14 protein-coding genes, 1 other RNA gene and 1 pseudogene are annotated in these 20259 nt (G+C 39.1%); 8 read left to right on the top strand and 8 right to left on the bottom strand.

Annotation, left to right across the window (positions count from 1 at the left end):
• The first annotated feature begins 33 nt into the window (after window positions 1–33).
• Window positions 34–684: a polysaccharide deacetylase family protein gene (locus NLF99_RS18070; protein WP_368041479.1), complete on the top strand. Its 651-nt coding sequence runs from the start codon at window positions 34–36 to the stop codon at window positions 682–684.
• Here the strand turns inward: NLF99_RS18070 and NLF99_RS18065 are convergent.
• From NLF99_RS18065 to NLF99_RS18040, 6 genes are all read right to left on the bottom strand, one after another.
• On the bottom strand, window positions 673–1479 hold the full coding sequence (locus tag NLF99_RS18065; RefSeq protein ID WP_254529929.1) for a DUF4249 domain-containing protein: 807 nt from the start codon (window positions 1477–1479) through the stop codon (window positions 673–675). The genes NLF99_RS18070 and NLF99_RS18065 overlap by 12 nt on opposite strands.
• A gap of 1 nt (window position 1480) precedes the next feature.
• Entirely contained in the window at window positions 1481–3820 is a 2340-nt protein-coding gene (locus tag NLF99_RS18060; protein ID WP_254529927.1) for a TonB-dependent receptor, read from the bottom strand.
• A 146-nt stretch (window positions 3821–3966) separates the two neighbouring features.
• Window positions 3967–4776 carry an alpha/beta hydrolase family protein gene (locus NLF99_RS18055; protein ID WP_185211851.1) on the bottom strand — a complete coding sequence of 270 codons (810 nt, stop codon included), beginning with the start codon at window positions 4774–4776 and terminating at the stop codon, window positions 3967–3969.
• A 5-nt stretch (window positions 4777–4781) separates the two neighbouring features.
• Complete coding sequence (locus tag NLF99_RS18050; RefSeq protein ID WP_254529925.1) at window positions 4782–5732, bottom strand: hypothetical protein; 951 nt, start codon at window positions 5730–5732, stop codon at window positions 4782–4784.
• Window positions 5719–6363 (bottom strand): hypothetical protein, encoded by a 645-nt coding sequence (locus NLF99_RS18045; protein WP_185217832.1) that lies wholly within the window; start codon window positions 6361–6363, stop codon window positions 5719–5721. Before NLF99_RS18045 ends, NLF99_RS18050 begins: the two co-directional genes overlap by 14 nt.
• 47 nt (window positions 6364–6410) lie before the next feature.
• Complete coding sequence (locus tag NLF99_RS18040; RefSeq protein WP_308214549.1) at window positions 6411–9335, bottom strand: FAD-linked oxidase C-terminal domain-containing protein; 2925 nt, start codon at window positions 9333–9335, stop codon at window positions 6411–6413.
• 249 nt (window positions 9336–9584) lie between these two features.
• On the opposite strand from NLF99_RS18040, the gene NLF99_RS18035 reads away from it, so the two are divergent.
• The 6 genes from NLF99_RS18035 to hisD all read left to right on the top strand — a co-directional run bounded on the left by NLF99_RS18035 (window position 9585) and on the right by hisD (window position 17224).
• On the top strand, window positions 9585–10064 hold the full coding sequence (locus tag NLF99_RS18035; RefSeq protein WP_185211848.1) for an Lrp/AsnC family transcriptional regulator: 480 nt from the start codon (window positions 9585–9587) through the stop codon (window positions 10062–10064).
• 8 nt (window positions 10065–10072) lie between these two features.
• Window positions 10073–11263: an EamA family transporter gene (locus NLF99_RS18030; RefSeq protein WP_185217831.1), complete on the top strand. Its 1191-nt coding sequence runs from the start codon at window positions 10073–10075 to the stop codon at window positions 11261–11263.
• A gap of 454 nt (window positions 11264–11717) precedes the next feature.
• Window positions 11718–14297, top strand: a complete 2580-nt coding sequence (locus NLF99_RS18025) for a DUF5686 and carboxypeptidase-like regulatory domain-containing protein (RefSeq protein ID WP_254529923.1) — start codon at window positions 11718–11720, stop codon at window positions 14295–14297.
• 235 nt (window positions 14298–14532) lie between these two features.
• Window positions 14533–14829 carry a hypothetical protein gene (locus NLF99_RS18020; protein WP_185211845.1) on the top strand — a complete coding sequence of 99 codons (297 nt, stop codon included), beginning with the start codon at window positions 14533–14535 and terminating at the stop codon, window positions 14827–14829.
• Window positions 14830–15084: 255 nt separating this feature from the next.
• On the top strand, window positions 15085–15936 hold the full coding sequence (gene hisG, locus NLF99_RS18015) for an ATP phosphoribosyltransferase (protein WP_185211844.1): 852 nt from the start codon (window positions 15085–15087) through the stop codon (window positions 15934–15936).
• A 1-nt stretch (window position 15937) separates the two neighbouring features.
• Window positions 15938–17224, top strand: coding sequence for a histidinol dehydrogenase (hisD, locus tag NLF99_RS18010; RefSeq protein ID WP_254529921.1), 1287 nt, complete (start codon window positions 15938–15940; stop codon window positions 17222–17224).
• Window positions 17225–17284: 60 nt separating this feature from the next.
• On the opposite strand, the gene NLF99_RS18005 is transcribed toward hisD, so the two are convergent.
• Window positions 17285–18151, bottom strand: coding sequence for a hypothetical protein (locus NLF99_RS18005; protein WP_254529919.1), 867 nt, complete (start codon window positions 18149–18151; stop codon window positions 17285–17287).
• Between the two features lie 326 nt (window positions 18152–18477).
• On the opposite strand from NLF99_RS18005, the gene ssrA reads away from it, so the two are divergent.
• Window positions 18478–18846, top strand: a transfer-messenger RNA (tmRNA) gene (ssrA, locus tag NLF99_RS18000).
• Between the two features lie 364 nt (window positions 18847–19210).
• Here ssrA and NLF99_RS17995 read toward each other — a convergent pair.
• Window positions 19211–20004, bottom strand: a pseudogene (locus NLF99_RS17995) (tyrosine-type recombinase/integrase).
• Window positions 20005–20259 lie beyond the last annotated feature (255 nt).

Below are 20259 nucleotides of genomic sequence, written 5' to 3'. Positions count from 1 at the left end.
TCAAAAAACTTATGCTAATCCATTGTTAAAACTTTGATTAAATTTGTAAAAATATCCGATCGAAACAATATGCATTTTGTCCGCCCTTTTTTTATCCTCAATTACGTGTATCCACAAGCGATTTGGAGAAAAGAAAAAGAAAGAAATAATATTTACTTAACATTTGACGACGGTCCAATTCCTGAAATCACCCCTTGGATACTGGATTGTTTGAAAGAAAAAAACATCAAGGCGACCTTTTTTTGCGTAGGAGAAAATGTCCAAAAGCATCCGGATATCTTTCAAAGGATCCTTGAGGAAGGCCATGCGGTAGGAAACCATACCTACAACCACTTAAAAGGATGGGACACAGACAACCAACTATATCTGGACAATATTGCCAAGTGTAATGCCTTGACAAAAACACCTTTATTCCGACCACCCTACGGTAGAGCCAAAAAATCCCAAATGAAGATCTTATCAAAAGATTATAAAATCATCATGTGGGATGTTCTAACGGGTGATTACGATTATCGGATCAGCCCCGAACAATGTTATGAGAATTGTGTTGACTTTACAAGAAATGGCAGCATCATTGTCTTTCATGACAATTTAAAAGCCATTGATAATGTGAAATATGCTTTACCAAAAAGCATTGATACCCTCTTAGCAAAAGGTTTTCAATTTAATACCCTATCCTTCTGAGGCCTTATCGATTTCAACTGTATAATCCCTCGCACTGCTAACGCTGAAATAACCCAATGCACCATTGCTGATATTTGAGCTTGGGTTACCTGGAGAAGCACTACCAGGGTTAGTGGACATATATTCAGACCAATAATTAAAGGATTCCTTACTGATTACATACCTTCTTACCAATAATTTATCTCCAGGCTTGATCTCATTGCCATATTCCCGGCCCAATTGGTGGGTGACTTCATTACCATTATTGTATTTGTCAGAGAATACTGAATTTGACTTAAACGGACCATCATTGATCTTAATGCTGTAACGGTAATAGTTTTCCTCTCCTTCCGGATCATAAAACTTAAAGTTCAAAAAGAAATAGGTCTCCTTAAAAAGGGTCTCCTGATTGACCCCAATCGATTCTACTTCAATATAAGGCAACATCTTTGTCGTTGATTTATATTCTTTGCCATCAACACTTACGGTCAAGGTGTAAGTTTCGCCAACAGAAATTGGCATATTGGAGTTTGCATATCGTCCTTCCCCAACAGAGTTGAACCTAAAGGTCCTGCCGTTTCCCAATTGGATAAAAACAGAAGCATCCAGAACAGGCTCAAAAGGTCTAGGCTCATCAAAATCAACTGTTCTTGTGACAAGAACTTCATGCGTACTCTCCTCGTTGTTCATATCCCCAACAATCACAATCTGCGGATTGACCTCGTTGAGGTCTACATCGATCAACTCTTCACAACTACTGAATAAGAGTATAAAAGATAAAATGAACAAACTATATAGCGATCTCTTTTGCATCATCTTAAAATTTAAAGTTCCAAGTTACTGAAGGAATAGCGCCAAACAAGGCTATTTTATAGGCTTCAGTGATATTAGCATTTTCTTTATTTTCCCTAAAATCAATTACATAGGCATTCTTGCGGTTATAGGCATTATACACACCGAATGACCAGCTTGAATGAAATTTCTTGTTCTCCTTTTTAGGCTCATAGGTAGCTGATAGATCCAAACGATGATAATCAGGCATCCTGTAACCGTTACGCTCTGCATAATAGAACATGGTCCTTCCGTCAATTTGATACTTGCCACTTGGGAAAGTAATAGCATTTCCCGTATAATAAACGAAAGTTGCTCCCAAGGTCCATTTTTTGGTCAACTGATAAATACCAACCAAAGAAATATCGTGGGTACGGTCTTGCCTAGCATCAAACCAAGCACCATCATTGATTTCATCGAATTGTCTTTCACTCTTTGAAAGTGTATAGCCCAACCAGCCACTGAATTTCCCTTTTCTCTTCCTTAAGAGAAATTCTGTTCCATAAGAACGACCGACACCATACAACAGTTCCCCTTCCAATTGCTTATTAGCCTGCAGGTCAGCACCATTTCTAAAGTCAATTTGGTTGTGCATATATTTATAATAGGCCTCTACTGAAAACTCATAGGTATTATCCTTAAAATTACGGAAGTAACCCAATGCCGCTTGATCAGCGATCTGTGGCTTTACGTTCATACTGCTGACCATGTATTGATCAGTCGGTAAACTCGCCGTTGTATTGGTCAATTGGTGCAAATTCTGCGACATCCTATTGAAACTGGCTTTGATGCTATTGCTGGAATTGAATGCATAGGAAAGAGATAATCTCGGTTCAATATTGAAATAATGCTTGGCAATCCCTGACTCATAGTAAGATTCGGAAATTGCGTCGCCTTCCTCATTAAATTCATAGAATGTACCTGGACCCATGACCATGAAGTCACTGAATCTTACGCCATAGATCAAGGAGAGCTTTTCAAAAGGTTTCCAATCATGGGATATATATGCAGAAGCCTCAATGCCCTGCCTTCTTTCGATTTCAATACTGTTGATATCTGATGATTCATCTACTGCACTGATGCTGGCAGGACGGATTTGCTGACGCAAAAGATTGACTCCAAATCGAATGGTACTGTTATCATTGGAGTAATATGAGAAGTCCTGTTTCAGGTTTAGGTTCCTGATCTTGGAAGCAATCCTGAACTTAGAATCATCACTGTTTACATTAACGTGATAGGCGAAATCGCTATAGATTAAGGAAGTATTGCTAAACAATTGCGGATTGATGATGGAGTTCCAGCGCACTGTGGCTGTGGAATTACCCCAATCGAAGGCAAATAGATCTGAATATCCTAAATCATCCTTTCCAAAATAACCCGATAGATAGATAGTATTGCGATCATTCAATTTATAGTTGAATTTGGCATTCAGGTCATAGAAATATAATTTACTTTGACTAGCCTTTTCATCCGAAGAAAGCTTCAAGAACAGATCCGCATAGGTCCGTCGCCCACTGATCATAAACGAGCTTTTATCTTTTACAATCGGTCCTTCCAACTTCAATCTAGATGCTATTAACCCAATTCCACCTTCCCCACTGAACTTCTTGTTGTTTCCGTCCAGCATACTGATATCCATTACCGAAGAAATACGACCGCCATATTGAGCGGGAATCCCCCCTTTAAACAGGTTTGCATCCTTGATGGCATCAGAATTAAAAGTAGAGAAGAAACCCATTAAATGAGATGCGTTATAAACAGTTGCCTCATCCAATAGGATTAAATTTTGGTCCCCTCCGCCACCGCGCACATAGAAATTAGAACTGCCTTCACCCCCAGGAGATACTCCCGGAAGCAATTGAATGCTTTTCAACACATCCTTTTCACCAAACAGGACTGGTATATTCTTCAGTTCCTCCATGCTGAATTTCAGATTCCCCATTTGCGCAGAAGTAACATGGTCATCCTCCTTTTTAGCGGTTACAACGATTTCCTCAATTACACTTGAGTTAGACACTAACTCAAAATTAAGGCGTTTAGATACATTGACTTCCACCTGTTCATCCTTACTGGCATATCCTACATAAGATATTTCAATCTCATGCTTACCTTCCGGCAAACTGATCGAGTAGAATCCATAGTTGTTTGAATAAGTGCTTAAATTAAGCGCCCTCACTCGAATTACTGCTGCAATTAAACTTTCACCTGAATTAGCATCACGAACATAACCGCTTAAGGTTAATTTTTCCTGTGCCAACGTCAAATCACTTACAAAAACTAACAGCACGATGAGACTGAGGCTCATGCTTTGGGATAGCGATTTCATTCGCTTTAGGTTAAAAATCATGGTCAAAATTAAAAAAGCCATTCTGAACAACAAAATGGCTTTTACAGGTTTATAATCTCGTATAAAGTCCAAATTTATTAATATTATTCAATCTAGCAAATAATTTATCCAAAAAAGTCATAATCCTATACTTTAGAAAAGAAGTCCTGAAAAAATATCAATTGGTATTGAATTGATTTGCTCCAATAATCCCAATTATGGGCCCCTGGCATGCTTAAATATCGATGTGGGATATTTAAGTAGGTTAATTTTTCATGGAATTTTGCATTTACATCATAAAAAAAATCTTCTGTCCCGCAATCAATGAAAATCTCTAAAGACTTCGGCTTAATCAAGTGCGTCAATTCCATCACAGTATGACCCTCCCACACTTGAGGATTTTGATCATACGACCCTATCCTTTTTGCCATATCCCAATTATTAGGAAAAGGACGGATATCCACCCCTCCAGCGGTACTTCCTACCGCACCAAAGGTATCTTGATGGCGAATGGCTAAATATAAAGCACCATGTCCGCCCATGCTCAATCCAGTGATTCCACGTTTGCTGCGATCTTTTATAACAGGATATTTTCCATCGATATAATTGACCAACTCCTTCGCCACAAAAGTCTCATATTTAAAATCTTGATCTATTTCTGAATCCCAATACCAACTGCCAAAACCACCATCAGGACAAACAATCAATATTCCATAGTGATCTGCCAATTCCTTAATCGCCGGAACCTTATTTATCCAATCTCCATAATTTCCTGAATAGCCATGCAAAAGATATAAGGTAGGCAGGTCTTTCTTCTTTGATCCCTCTGGTTGAATAACGACTGTTTTGATTGCTTTGTTCATGGCAGCACTGTGTACTGCAATGGTATCCACCTTTGCCGCCTGAACTAACCCGGAACTTAGGAAGATAGTCAGTAGGGATAAAATGATTCTCATGAGATTTAGTGTTTAGATATATGATAATAATAAAGATACGAGTCTAGGCCGAATGGACGCTCACTGATTGTAAAAATTCCGTCTGATTTTCGATCAAAAGAAATAGCCTCCCCTTGAGGTTCTGGCTCATAAGGAATAGGTAGCGGCTGCTTCTTCAGCGCTTCAATCAATGGTGCTTTACTAGCTAAAGGCCAATAAAATATACTTGTTAAATTTTTCATAACTACAGCATCCCTTTTTGGAGAAATATCTGCAGCTGTAATAAATGTGAATGGAAAACTTAAGATCGGCTTGAGGATATAGGTATCTTTATTCCCCTTAAAGATTTCAGCAGAATAAAGACTGGACCTAAGCTCCCTTTTTGAAACTAAATAGAATTGTTTATCCAAGGGATCTATAAAAATTGCCTCAGCGTCCCTGGCTTTACCAGGATATTTTAAATGCTTGATCGAAATTGCAGACCTTGAAATAGAATCAACCGTCACTCCCGGTTTCAAAACGGGTTCAGGAAAGATATATAGAGATAATTGGGTTCTTTTGGCCAAATTATCACCAATATCCCCCAAAACCACATAGGACTGTCCGTCCAGTTCCACCCAAGCAATATCCTCAATATCAATTGCCTCCACCCCATCTAGTTGATAACTGCACATAAGGTTTGCAGCGGAATCAATTAAATATACCCTAGCATCATCGCCACTATCATTATGCACCCAAAACATACCGGGGTTATTGATGGAAGAAATTATGCCTGAAATTTCATCCAATGCAGGATCGCTTACTTTTCCCTTATCAACACGTTCGCCATGAAGGACTTCTTGAGCAAGACATTGATTACCGCTAAGGACTAAGATAAACAGGCAAAATATTAATCGTACGTAGTGTAATTGCATAAAAAAGGACCAGCTTTTAACTGATCCTCTAAAATACACTAAATAAATTTTATTTACCTTCAAATGCAGAAATTAATGCTGCACGATTGGTCGAATCTTTTTCTCCAAGTTCGAAGGATTGTTTGTAAGTATCAACATAACCAAAAATCTCAGCTTCTTTACCTGAACCATTATCAAAGAAATACTTGAAACTATAGGTTCCAGGCTTAGAAAGGTCTACTTTATCCTTGTTAGATGAAAAAACCAAAGGCTCCAAGGTCGTAGTGGTCATTTTGCCATCGGTAGGCAAATTGAACAATGTTCCCAATGATTTTACGAAATTATCTGAAGCTGCACCATTTGAGGTAATCCTTACAGATCCTTTCTTAAATCCCAATTCTTCATCTGGTTTACCTTGTGCATCAATACCGGCATCAATGGTTTTTAATACTTCAACAGTAAAACCTACAGGCTCATTATTGTATTCTGCTTTAGCTTCATAAACGATTGAAGAGTCCGTTGGGTTCGGATTTGTTAAATCAAAATAAAGGTGCAACAGACTTCCATCAGTGGTATTGGTCATCGGTTTCAAAGCGGTAGAAGCCGTCGTACCTGTGGAATCACCCGAACCACCTTCGGTTTTGTTAGAGTTACCACATGAACCCATCCAAACCGCTGTAGAAACCAGCAAAGCTATAGTTGTTATCTTTTTCATAATCTAATATGTTTACTTTTAATACAATAAAATATCGTTTTTGTTTATTATTTCTTGATCAAAGCATCATAAATGATCTCCACAGGATGGAAGGATTTTCGCTGCAAACCATCCTTGATCTGATGCCTACAGCTTGTTCCTGCTGCTGCAATAAGGTATTCCCCACCTGTTTTACGCAAAGTTGGGAATAAGACCAGTTCAGCAACCTTCTGCGAAACATCAAAATGTTCCTTCTCGTAGCCAAACGAACCTGCCATTCCACAACATCCTGAAGGTATCACTTCCACCTCATAATTGGAAGGAAAGGATAAAAACTCCTTGGTAGTATCCACCAATTTGAAGGCTTTCTGATAACAGTGACCATGCAACTTTATTTTTTGTGGTTCTGCCGTGAATTGCTCTGGATGAATCCTACCAGCTTTCATTTCTCGAACCAAGAACTCATCGATCATTAAGGCATTCTTTGCCAATGTATTCGCTTTTTCTCGTTTAGAATCATCGACTAAATCCGGATATTCATCTCTAAAGGTTATGATAGCAGAAGGCTCAATCCCTAGCAGAGGGCTTTCTGCACTCACTTCCTGCGAAGCTAAGTCCACGTTCTGATTAGCAAGTTCTTTTGCTTTCTTGACAAATCCCTTCGACAGATAGGTCCTACCACTTTCCTTTAACTTAGGAACGATAACTTCATATCCCAGAGCAGTTAATAACTTATAGGCGGTTATCCCAACTTCCGTGTCGTTGTAATTGGTAAACTCATCACTGAACAGGAAAACCTTACGTGTACTTGTGGTATTAGGTTGTTTTGATGCCCACTGGCTGAAGGTAGTTCCATGCACCTTTGGCAAGGATCTTCCAGGCGCAAAACCAACCACAGATTTAATGATACTTGAGGTAAAACTATTTGTTGCAAAGAAATTATAGATTGGAGCAACCATAGACCCCAGTTTTTGGGATTCAGTAAAATTGGCAATCAACTTCGCCCTAAAAGGACTTCCATTCGCATCATAATAATGCTGTAGGAACTCTGCCTTCATCTTCGCGATATCCACGCTGGATGGACATTCCGTTTTACAACCTTTACAGCTCAAACAAAGGTCCATGACCTCTTTTATCTCCTCATGATTGAATCGATTGCTTTGTGTTGAATTGGTCAGGAATTGACGAAGCATATTTGCTCTAGCCCGTGTGGTATCTTTCTCATCCCTAGTAGCCATAAAAGATGGACACATGGTTCCACCAGTTATCTCTGTTTTTCTACAGTCTCCGGAACCCGAGCATTTTTCGGCCAAACGTAGGATGCTTTCATTCTTCGTAAAATCAAAATATGTCTTGATCTGCTTGGCGTCAGTCACCTGGTCATAACGCAGATGCGTATCCATTGGAGGGGTATCTACAATCTTTTTAGCGTTAAACACATTGTTTGGGTCAAAAATGTTTTTAACCTGTAACAGAAGTTGATATACCTTATCTCCTAGAACTTTTCCAATAAATTCCCCCCTTAATCTACCATCACCATGTTCACCACTCAATGAACCATTATACTTCAATACCAAATCCGTAGTTTTCTCCAAAATGCGACGGAATTGCTTTTTTCCTTCGGGCGTTTTTAGATTGATAAAAGGTTCAATATGCAGTTCACCTGCACCAGCATGCGCATAATATGAAGCATGCACCTGCTCTTCCTTCAACAGCACTTGTATATCGGACACATAGTTAGGCAAATCTTCTGGGGAAACTGCACAGTCCTCAATCAGGTTCACAGGTTGAGAATCGCCAGGGAGGTTCCGGATCAATCCCAAACCAGCCTTACGTACGTCCCAAACCAAATTGGTCTTTTCAACCCCAGTGATCCATGGATAAGCATAGCCCAAACCGGCTGCTTTTAACTCAACAACCAAACGCTCCGCTTTTAAGGCTATCTCTTCCTGGCTATTGCCCCTGAATTCAACGATCAATAAGGCCTCAGGATCTCCTTCAATAAAAAAACGGTTGTATTGATATGTTGGATGCCCAACTGTAAAATCTAAAATATATTTATCTACCAATTCAGATGCTTCTGGCTTATTGTTCAAGGCAATTACATTTCCTTTCATACATTCCACCATATCGTCGAAATGAACACATAAAAGGCCAATTTCTTTTGCTGGTAAAGGCATCAGCTTAATTTTAGCCTCGGTGATAATGCCGATGGTCCCTTCCGATCCGGCCAATAGTCTACATAGATTGAAGGGCTGACTGTTATCTGACAGCATATCCAGCGCATAGCCCGTATTCCTACGGGTTATTTCCGATTTAGGATATCCAGCATGTATAGCTTCTTGGTTTTCCTTGTTGGTCAATAGTTCGTTCAGATTCCTGTAAATATCACCTTCACGGGATTTTAACGAAAGCTTTTCAAAATAGGCAGCTTCATTCAGTTCCTTAAAAAGCACTTCTGACTCATCGTCCAATAGCACATTAGCTTCCAATAGGTTATGACGCGTATCTCCCCAAACGATTGAATGCAATCCGGATGAATTATTTCCGATCATTCCTCCGATCATAGCCCTGCTGGCTGTGGAGGTTTCAGGTCCGAACATCAGTCCAAATGGTTTCAAATAGGCATTTAGGTCATCACGGATTACCCCAGGTTGAACCCTCGCCCATTTCTCCCCTTGATTTACTTCCAATATCTGATTGAAAAATCTAGAAATATCGATAACAATACCTGCCCCTACAACCTGACCTGCCAAGGAGGTACCGGCCGTTCTTGGAATCAAGGTAATGTGATTTTCATTTGCAAACCGGATCAAGGTCTTCAAATCTTCTATTTGTTGGGGAATACAGACCGCCAATGGTAATTCCTGATACACCGAGGCATCTGTGGAATAGGCTAAACGCATCGTCTGATGGGATGCTATATTTTCATCATAAAAGAAATCCCCCTTTAGGGATTCAGCTAAGGCTGCTAATTTTAACTCTACTGACACGATAAGATAGATTGAATAACAAAACTACGCATTGTTTCATTAATTATAAGTCATAAACATATATTTCCATATATAGTCTAATTTGACTATATTCGTATAAGCCTCAGCAACAATATTTTGTGCAAAACCGCCAAATTTCAACTCCAAAAAATCCTTCCTATCTTATTAAAGTCATAATCAACTGAATAATATTCTTTTTTTAGCTTATTTCTTTGAATTTAATTCGGCTTTACCGATATTTGCGGCATTATGGCGAAACTAGAAATTTCCTTGGATCAAATTGATCTTCAGATAATCCGGATCATGCAGGACAATGCCCGCACGAACAATGCTGATATTGCCCGTGAACTCGGCATGGCCCCTTCAGCGATCTTAGAAAGGGTAAAAAAACTGGAGCAGAAAGAAGTTATCCTACAATATAACGCTAGGATCAACCCTGTTGCCTTGGACCAAAAAATGCTTTCCTTTATTTTTATCAAGACTCAGGATATCATCGGCGTACAAAAAGTAGGCTTACTTTTGGCCGAAATACCAGAAGTATTGGAGGTACATGATATAGCTGGTGAGGATGGTTACTTAATCAAAGTAAGGACCAATGATTCTGCGGGACTTGTTGACCTTATGCGCAACACTCTCAGCAAGATAGAAGGCATTATTTCTACAAGAACTACAATCGTTCTGGAGACCGTAAAAGAAGACAATAAATTAGTAATTCCTGCTAAGGACTAAAAAATACCATGGTAAAATCATCAAATCCATCAGGCAGCATCATCATCTTTGCCTACTTGGTGGTGTACATCGTTTGGGGATCTACCTTTTTCTTTATTGAGAAAGCCTTGCACGCTTTCCCTCCTTTTGTTTTGGGCTCGATCAGGTTTATCATCGCGGGTTCACTGCTGATGTTTTACTGTTGGGTAAAGGGATATAAGATTTACATTAAGAGTGCTGTAAAAGACGCTGCATTAGTCGGTTTCCTTTTACTATTTGTCGATATGGCGGCCATCATCTGGTCGGAACAATACATTTCCAGCGCCATTGTATCCATTCTTTCTGCTGCTACAGCCATATGGTTTATTATTTTGGATAAACCAAAATGGAAAGAAAACTTTTCCAGCATTCCGACATTATTGGGATTGATCCTTGGTTTCCTCGGTGTAGTCATGTTGTTTGCAGAGCAAATCTTTGGAGCTTCTGCAAATGACGGAGACAATGACAAAAAACTTACTGCCATGATCGTCATGACTGTAGGAACCATTGGATGGACGGTAGGTTCACTAATTTCCAAATACAACAAGAAATCAGAGAACAAAAAGAGTGCTGAACCGAATGCTGTAAAAGAACCTGAGGAAGACCTCAATGTCATGGTCAAAACAGCATGGCAGATGGTAGTTGCTGGTATAGCTTTTACGACTGTTGCACTTTTGAATGGGGAATATAAAAGTTTTGAATTTAATTCCGTTCCATTAGAATACTGGGGAGCCATGGTTTACCTAGCTTTGTTGGGATCTATTTTGGCCTTCAGCTGTTATATTTTCCTATTGCAATATCGTCCAGCTACCGAAGTCAGCACCTACGCTTACGTGAACCCGATCGTAGCACTCATATTGGTCCATTTCTTTACGGACCATGTGGTTAGCAGGATGCAGATCATAGGTCTTGCAGTAGTCCTGTTCAGTGTGTTACTCATGAACTGGAACCTATACCGCGACAGCTCAATCATTAAAAACTACAAACGCAGACGTAAAATCCGCAAACTACGCCATATGGCACCCAAAAGTAGTATCCCAAGGATTGTGGAAGTCGCTGAGTTTGGTCAAAAGAAGACCAAAAAGCCAAAGGAAAACCCTGAAAAAGGAAATTCTACTCCGGATAGTACAAACGCTGACAAAAACAAAGGAAAGAGCTTTGATCAAGAATTCTACGATTAGATATCAACGATAAAATTTTACGAAGAGCGGATGCCTTGGCATCCGCTTTTTTTATTAAATTCGTTCAATCACTTAAGCCTACGAGTTCATTTGAAGATTCAAATCCTGCCTTTGCCCTACTCCATCAAATTGCATCATTAAAATAGATACACTTTTTCCGATTTCGAACTTAGTTTCATTCGAGACACATTCCGAATTTTCCGAATGTGTCTCGAATAAGGTCAAAGCCAGGTACGAAAAAATCACTCAACTGTTACAATTCCAAATTGACTTCCCACAGATTTAAATCGCTTTAAAATCTTCCTGTAAACAATTTGTCAAAACAACCAAATATTACTGACTAATTATTATGAAAAAGTCAAATCGTCAATAAGCCTATTTAATAAATCATCAATATTATCTTTATTTGCAATACTTTTTGAACACAAATCGTAAAAAGTCAAAAAGTCATAGCATGAAAACGAGATTATTTTACTTGACCATACTAATCGGAATGATTTTTTCGTTCCAAGGCCTGTCCGCACAGAGTTTTATTACCATCAAAGGGAAGGTAATGAACGCAGACAACTATGAGGCCATACCTTATGCTTCCATTAAAGTAATGGGTGCCAAAAAGGATATTGGGACAAGTTCCAATGAAAATGGTGAATATACGCTGACCATTCCAGCTGAGTATAAAAAAATCAAGATCAGTTCTGTGGGTTTTGACCCAGAGGAATATCCTGTTGCTGATGAGAAAGAACAAACTATCCGTGTGATGCTGTTTCCTGCCAACTCTATTGAGGAAATCGTAGTAAGGGCACCTAAAAGAGGTAAATACTCCAACAAAAACAATCCTGCAGTAGAATTGATCAGAAAGGTGGTTCAACATCGCGACCAAAACCGTCTGACCGGTCAGGCTTATGCTGAATACGACCAATACGAAAAGATAAGTTTGGGATTGAGCAATCTGGATGAAAAGTTCAAGAACAAAAAGGTGTTTAAAAAATATCAGTTCCTGTTTGAGAAGGATGACACTTCACAAACAGCAGCAAACTATGTATTGCCGGCTTACATGGAGGAGAAATTTTCTAAAGTTTACTTCAGAAAAGATCCCAATGCCAAAAAGCAATATATCATTGCGGACCGTAAGGCTGAATTTGACCCTAAATTTATTGACAATGATGGCCTAAGTAAATATTTCAACCGTCTTTATGATGAGGTGGAGATCTATGATAACAATATTACCATCTTGACCAATCAATTCTTGAGCCCAATCGCCAATTCGGCTCCTACCTTCTACCGTTTTTATATTACGGATACGATAAAGAACGAAAATGAATCTTTGGTAGAGTTAAGCTTCTTCCCTAGAAATAAAAACGACCTTTTGTTTAAAGGTAAGCTATATGTAACCTTGGATGGGAATTATGCGGTTAAAGGCGCTGAAATGACCGTAAGTGACGAGATCAACTTAAACTTTGTTAGGGACTTGAATATTGAACTTGGCTTCAACAAGACCAATGACAACAAGTATTACTTGACAAAATCAAGTTTAGGGATAGATTTCTCCATTACCAATAAAGGCAAAGGGATCAAAGGAAAACGCGTTGTCCTGATCAATGATTATGTGAATGGCAATGTGCGTCCAGACAGCATTTATGCGGTACCGGATAAATATGTGGTAATTCCAGAGGAGAAGAAAGAAGTGGAGGAAACAAAATCTGAAAGCTATTGGGCAACCTTAAGGCCAGAACCGCTATCGAAATCGGAGCGTTCGATCTATACGAACATTGATTCCTTGCAGAGCATGCCTTCTTTCCGTACGTTCATGGATATCTCTGCATTGGTGCTGTCAGGATATAAACAAGCGGGTCCAGTTGAAATTGGCCCTGTGAATACCTTTTATTCCTACAACCCAGTGGAAGGTTTCCGTTTACGTGTTGGTGGCCGTACCACAGAGCAATTGAGCAAGCGTTTCTATGCTGAAGGTTATGGTGCATATGGATTTGAGGACCAAAAATGGAAATACTTCCTTGCAGGTACCTATTCTTTGAACAATAAGTCGATCTATAAATTTCCACAGCATTATTTAAGGGTTTCGGCTTCTTACGATACAAAGATCCCTGGACAGAATCTGGAATTCGTTCAAGAGGACAACGTTTTGCTATCCTTTAAACGTGGTGAGAACAAGAGTTATCTGTACAATGAGGTTTACCGTTTAGATTATAAGGTAGAGTTCAGCAATAACTTCTCGATGAATGCTGGTTTGGGAACTTGGAAACAAACGCCAGCAGGTGTCCTTTCCTATACCCTACCGATGGCAGATGGCTCACATAAGATCGTGAACAACTTACAGAGCACCGAATTTAATGTTGGATTCCGATATGCTCCAAAAGAAGAGTTCTATCAAGGGAAATTATACAGGACTCCAATTTTCAATAAATACCCGATCATGACCTTCAACTATACCGCGGGCGTGAAAGGAGTATTCGGAGGAGAATACAATTACCATAACTTCTCTGCGGGTATTTTCAAAAGATTCTACCTATCGCAATTGGGCTACGCTGATATAAACATAGATGGAACTTATATCGCTGGGAATAACCTTCCTTTCCCAGTATTGAACATCCATCGTGCAAACCAGACTTATGCATATCAATTGCAATCCTATAACTTGATGAACTTTATGGAATTCATTTCCGATCATCATGCTTCCTGGAATGTACAGTATTATATGAATGGCTTTATTTTCAATAAGGTTCCATTGTTGAAAAAACTGAAGTTGAGAGAGGTATTTAGTTTCAAAGGCGTTTATGGTGGATTACGTGACAGCAACAATCCGAGCCTGAACAATCAGGTTTATGATTGGCAGACCAATGGATCAGGTGAGCAGATGTCCTTTACGTTTGGAAATAAACCCTACATGGAGGCAAGTGCCGGTGTAGCGAATATATTTAAGGTATTACGTGTAGACGTGGTAAAGAGATTAAACTATTTAGATCATCCAGATGCTCCAGAATGGGGAATACGTGCAAGAGTGAAGTTTGATTTTTAGGAGACATTATGGATATAGTGATGGTTAGTTATTTTTGAAATAGTTTAAATAATGTGAATAGGGTCAGTGATAGAAAATTGAGGGTGTAATGTGCGGGAGTTCTATCAGCTGACCAAGAAAAGCGGGCCTAGTGTCCGCTTTTTTGTTAATTAGGCAATCAGTCAAGTGCTTATTGGAGAGGATTGATAGGTTATTCACTAATTTATGGTTAAATTTAAGTATCTAAAATTTGATCATGAGTGCTAGAACATGGAATATCATCAAGACCGTTGCAGCTTATTTTTCTTTATTGCTGAATGTGCTCTATATTAGCACATGGATTTATTTAATTGAAAACTCCAATGGTTTTGAAGAGGCGCAACGGCGATTTGGGAACCTATGGAAAATCGACCATACCCTACTTATCGTTTCAGCGATTGTCCTTAGCATCTTCTCCATCATCTATTTTGCCAGAACACCTGGTTTCTTAGCGAAGTTATTTTTATTCGTCCAGATTATTTTCGCAGGTTGGTTTAGTTGGTCCATGCTTTAAAATTTTTAGGCCCCACAACGCTAGCCGAAGACCGAAAACCCTATTGCATTCTTTTTTAATAATTTCCTTGCATAGAAAGGTGATATCCATTACTTTTGTTCCATTATTAAAATGAAGAACGCTTGTACACATCAATACGTAATGCATCATCGCCATTGTGGCGATAGATATTAGTATTGGCTTCTACGTGGAGCGCAAGTAACCCCCAGATTCTTTATTGTTAATAATTTTTTCACTCAACATAAACTCTACATTTTGAAAAATCTCAAAATTGCTATCCAAAAATCAGGTAGATTAAACGAAAAATCGGTTCAATTGCTTAAAAACTGTGGATTGGACTTCGAAAACTATAAAAGCTCATTAATTACAACAGTTTCCAACTTTCCCCTTGAAATATTATTCTTAAGAGATGATGATATCCCAGGCTATGTAGAACAGGGAATTGCTGACCTCGGTCTCGTTGGAGAAAATGTAATTGAGGAAACCCTGTCCAATGTTCAGTATCTACAGCGATTAGGTTTTGGGAAATGCACCTTAAAATTAGCCATTCCAAAAGACTCAACCATCGACCGCCTAGAAGACCTGAACGGCAAATCCATCGCAACCTCCTACCCTAATATCTTACAGCAATTTTTGGACGAATATAAGATCAATGCAGACATCCAAATGATCTCTGGATCGGTTGAGATTGCTCCGGGACTTGGGCTTAGTGACGCTATCTGTGATATTGTGTCGACCGGTGGAACTTTAAAAAGCAATGGGTTGAAACCTTTCGTGGATGTTAGAAATTCTGAAGCGATATTGATCGGTAGAGATGGTTTGGAAGAAAATCCAATCATCTGTGAACTTTTACAAAGAATCCAATCTGTATTGCGTGCAAAGGAAACGAAGTATGTGGTATTGAACGTGGAGAAAAAGAACCTGTCGCAAATTACAGAACTCTTGCACGGGGTAAAGAGCCCAACGGTGGTTCCATTGGCTGAAGAAGGCTGGGTAGCTGTCCATACCGTAATATCTGAGGATGATTTTTGGGAGAAGATCAATAAACTAAAAGCGGCAGGCGCACAAGGTATTGTGGTGATGCCGATCGAAAAAATCATTATGTAACATGCTAGAAACTTATCTATATAAAGACTTAAGCAAGGAGCAGATCCAGGAATTGGTGAATAGGAACACCGATCCGAACCATGCGATCCAAGATACGGTCCTCAATATCATGGAGGAAGTTAAGGGGCATGGCGATCAGGCCCTGAAATCATATGCAAAGAAATTTGATAAGGTAGATCTTGAGCAGCTATATTTAGGACAGGATGATATCGATGCCTTAGCATCGACCATATCCCGTGACCAGATGCGCGCTCTGGAAATCGCCTTCCAGAATATCCATAAATTTCATCAGACCCAATTGAAACGCGAGCGCACGGTTGAAACCATGCCCGGTGTAAAATGCTGGCGCGAGGTAAGACCCATCGAAAAGGTAGGTCTGTACATTCCTGGTGGATCGGCCGTTTTGCCTAGTACCCTATTGATGTTGGGAGTTCCTGCAAGGATTGCGGGATGCAAGGAAATTGTGGTATGTTCACCTCCGCAAAACAATGGCAAGATCAATGGATTCGTAGCCTATTGTTTGAAACTGTTGCAGATCAATAAGATTTACTTGGTTGGTGGAGCACAGGCCGTGGCTGCGATGGCTTATGGTACGGAAACCATCCCTAAGGTCAACAAGATCTTTGGACCAGGGAACCAATTTGTGACCAAGGCAAAAAGTCTGATCCAAGGCTTGACGGATGTCAGCATAGACATGCCTGCCGGACCTTCGGAAGTATTGGTCATTGCAGACGAAAGTTGCAATCCGGCTTTTGTAGCGGCTGATTTATTGGCACAGGCAGAACATGGAATCGACAGCCAAGCGATATTGGTGGCAACCTCGAAAACAATAACCGATGCCGTGCAGGAAGAACTGAAGAAACAATTGGAAGTTCTTCCAAGAAAAGAATTGGCGGAGAAAGCGATGCAAAATTCTTACATGGTAATTGCAGATACTCTTCAAGAAGCCATGGAATTCTCAAACCTGTACGCTCCGGAGCACTTGATCTTGGAGACCAATGAGTGGAAAAGCTTGATCAATAAAGTGCTGAATGCAGGATCGGTATTCTTGGGTCATTTAACCCCTGAGAGTGCTGGCGATTATGCTTCCGGAACGAATCACACCCTACCGACCTCAGGCTTTGCTAGGTCGTACTCAGGTGTGTCTGTAGATTCTTTTGTCAAGAAGATTACCTTCCAACATATTTCTGAGGAAGGATTACAACATATCGGTTCTACCGTTGAAATTTTGGCGGAACTGGAAGGCTTACATGCCCATAAGAATGCTGTGAGCATACGCAAAAAATAAAGAAACAGAAAAAGGGATATCCAAGTGGACATCCCTTTTCAATTTCGATTGATTCCTCAATTATTTCTTTTTCTTCTTCTTTTTACCTTTGTCTTCACCAACAATCTTATGGTAAATTTCAGCGAATGCAGTTTTAAGTTTCTTTAAGGTTTTACCCTCATTCTTTTTCGCTTTTTTAGAAGATTTTTCATCCTTTGCCTTAGCAGAATCTTTTTTCGCTTTTTTCTTAGGAGCTTTTTTCGCCTTTGGCTTCTCCTCTTTTAATTTAGCTTCCTCTTTCTTCTTTTTACTGTCTTTAGCTTTCTTTTCATCTTTTGCTTTCACAGCTTTTACAGGTTTCTTGTCAGCTTTTTTATCCTTTGCTTTTTTCTCCGGGTTTTCCTTAACGGTTTTATTGTTAGGAACTTCCTCTTTGTAAGAAGCTTCTTTTTCAATTTTCACCTCTTCCGCTTTTGTAGGAACGGCTGCCTTAGGTTCTACCTTTGCAGCAGGTTTAGCTTCTGGCTTGGCAGCAGTAGATTTTGCTACCGGAGCTTTTGCAGTACTTGCAGCCACTGGTTTAGCAGGGCTTGCTGTTTTTGCTGCAGGAGTCGATGATTTAGCTGCTGGTTTTGCTGCAGCAGGTTTTGCAGGGGTAGCTTTAGCTGTTGCTGTTTTCTTTCTGGCAGTTTTTGCTGAAGTATCAGCAATCACAGGACTAACTTTAACATTTGGAATAGAAGTTTTACGAGCACGGGTTCCTGCACCTTCGCCACCTGAATTTCCAGTAGTCGGGTTAGGTTTCGGGGTTGGAGTTTTCGCAGCTGGTTTATTTGCTGGAGTTGTCTTTGCAGGAGCTTTTCTAGTAGTGGCTCTTACAGGTTTAACGGGACTGTTGTTTTCTGCAGTTTCCGTAGCTGTTGTTTTCGCGTTGTTTTCCTCAGCCATTGTTTATAGTTTTTGTATAGTTCAGTATTTTGTTTCTTACAGGTCTTGATGATCAAAACCCTGTCATTTATTCATTGAAGCTTATTTTGCTTACAGTTTTGTGCAATTTGAGTTGAATTGAGTTTTTATATTGCTGCTAAAAAAGCATTATTGTTAGGAACAATATCCATAAAGTGGACGAATATTAATTCAATCAGGACAATATTTTAACTTATCATCTTTTAAAACAGTAATATAGCAAATATGTTTATAAAATCCTATCCATTTAAACTTAATTGGGTTTTTGAAGTCATATAAATTGATTACATTTGTTGCCCATACATAACGGGGTCGACCGGAATTGACAGGATAGCGATGGTTATGTAAGCATGCAGTGCATTGTTAGTCTAGCACTTTAATTTGAACTTTCAACTTTTCAAATGGCGAAGAAAACTACGCCTTAGCTGCTTAATTTAGAATTAAGATTTAGCTTTTGTCTCGTCAAGCTTTGTTCTACCGCTTGACATCCGAGGCACCGAATCGTAGGACTGGTCCTTGCGACGTTGCTAAGTAAGGACGAGAAACAGCAACTACGGAGTACGGTATAGGTAAGCGACTCACCTTCCCTCTCCCGACAATCAAAGAGAAGCTAAGCATGTAGAAAGCGTAAATCATACTATGTTTGGACGAGGGTTCGAATCCCTCCGGCTCCACAAAATAATCTGTAAATCAGCAATTTACAAATTATACACCCAAAATTACACCCGATAATTTTGGGTGTTTTTGCTTAAATACGTTTAAGATATTTGATTGATCAGTTCATTTAATAATATTCTATAATCGTCTAATTTTGAAATATCCGAAAATATAGTAAATAGTTTAAATCCTGCCACCCCGAAAAAAGCCACTGATAATCAGTGGCTTTTTCTTTTTTCGGACACATTTCGGACAAATTATATCTGAATATTGATTATTCAATAACCTAAGCAAAGTTAAGTTAAGCTAGAAGAATAACCCTTCTTAAAGAATGATTGGAGCATAATGCTTGTTTCTATAGAGCGTGAAAAGTTCATCTTATTCTTATAAAAAATCAAGAGGGCTAGGAGTCTTTTGCTTGTCTATGTCAGTGATATGAGTGTAGATCATAGTCGTTTTTATATTTTCATGACCCAATAACTCTTTTACAATTCGGATATCGATACCTGATTGGATTAAATGTGTGGCATAAGAATGTCGCAATGTACGTACAGAGCCTTCCGACTGAACATTTGCTTTGATCAATGCTTTTTTCAGAATCAACTGTACACTTCGTTCGCTATACTTGCCACCCTTCTCACCTTCGAAGAGGTACTCCTTTGGCTTGAATGCTTGATAATAATGTCTCATAGTCGCCAGCAATTTGTCTGGTAATGATATAATCCGATCTTTATTACCTTGCTTTGATGGATTCTGATAATTCCATCGGAAGATTTTATGTCTTTGATTTTGAGATTCAACAGTTCGCTAAGACGTAGTCCACAACTATAGATTGTCATCAGAATAGCCTTGTGTTTTAGATTTTGAGTGTTATCGAGAATATTTCTTACTTCTTCTTTTGAAAAGAATTTAGGTAATTTAGAAAATGAGCGTTTCGGGTATAAGTAATCCAGTTGGATTTTTTTGTCCAATATCAGTTCGTACATCTTCTTGATTGCGCCCACTAATCCTTTTTGATAGGAAACACTAATTTTCCCATTTTGAACTTTTTCGTTTATAAACGCCTCAATATCTGACAGTGGAATTTCTTCAAGGGAGGGATATTTGCTAACATGTTTAAGAAATATACTAGCGTAATCCTTGTACGATCTAATGGTATTGCCAGCATATCTCTGCATCAGCAATCTCTTTTCGAAGGTTTCAAGTATGATTTCGCTATTCATATCAGGGAAATAGTATTTTATAATATTTTGTTTCGCTATTTGTGCGGTTTTATTTTTTAAATACAAATATATCAATTTCTTATGTAGAAAGAAAAGTCAAATAACGAAACACGTATATAGGGTTGGTTAAGCGAAATTTTCCGTATATTCGTTTCGTTAAAACAGATGTTAGCGGGCATTGTAAAGGACTATCTCTAAAAAAGAAAACTG

It is taken from the genome of Sphingobacterium sp. LZ11T8, from assembly GCF_024261425.1.
Taxonomy (GTDB): domain Bacteria; phylum Bacteroidota; class Bacteroidia; order Sphingobacteriales; family Sphingobacteriaceae; genus Sphingobacterium.
This window is presented reverse-complemented; position numbering and strand designations above follow the sequence as displayed.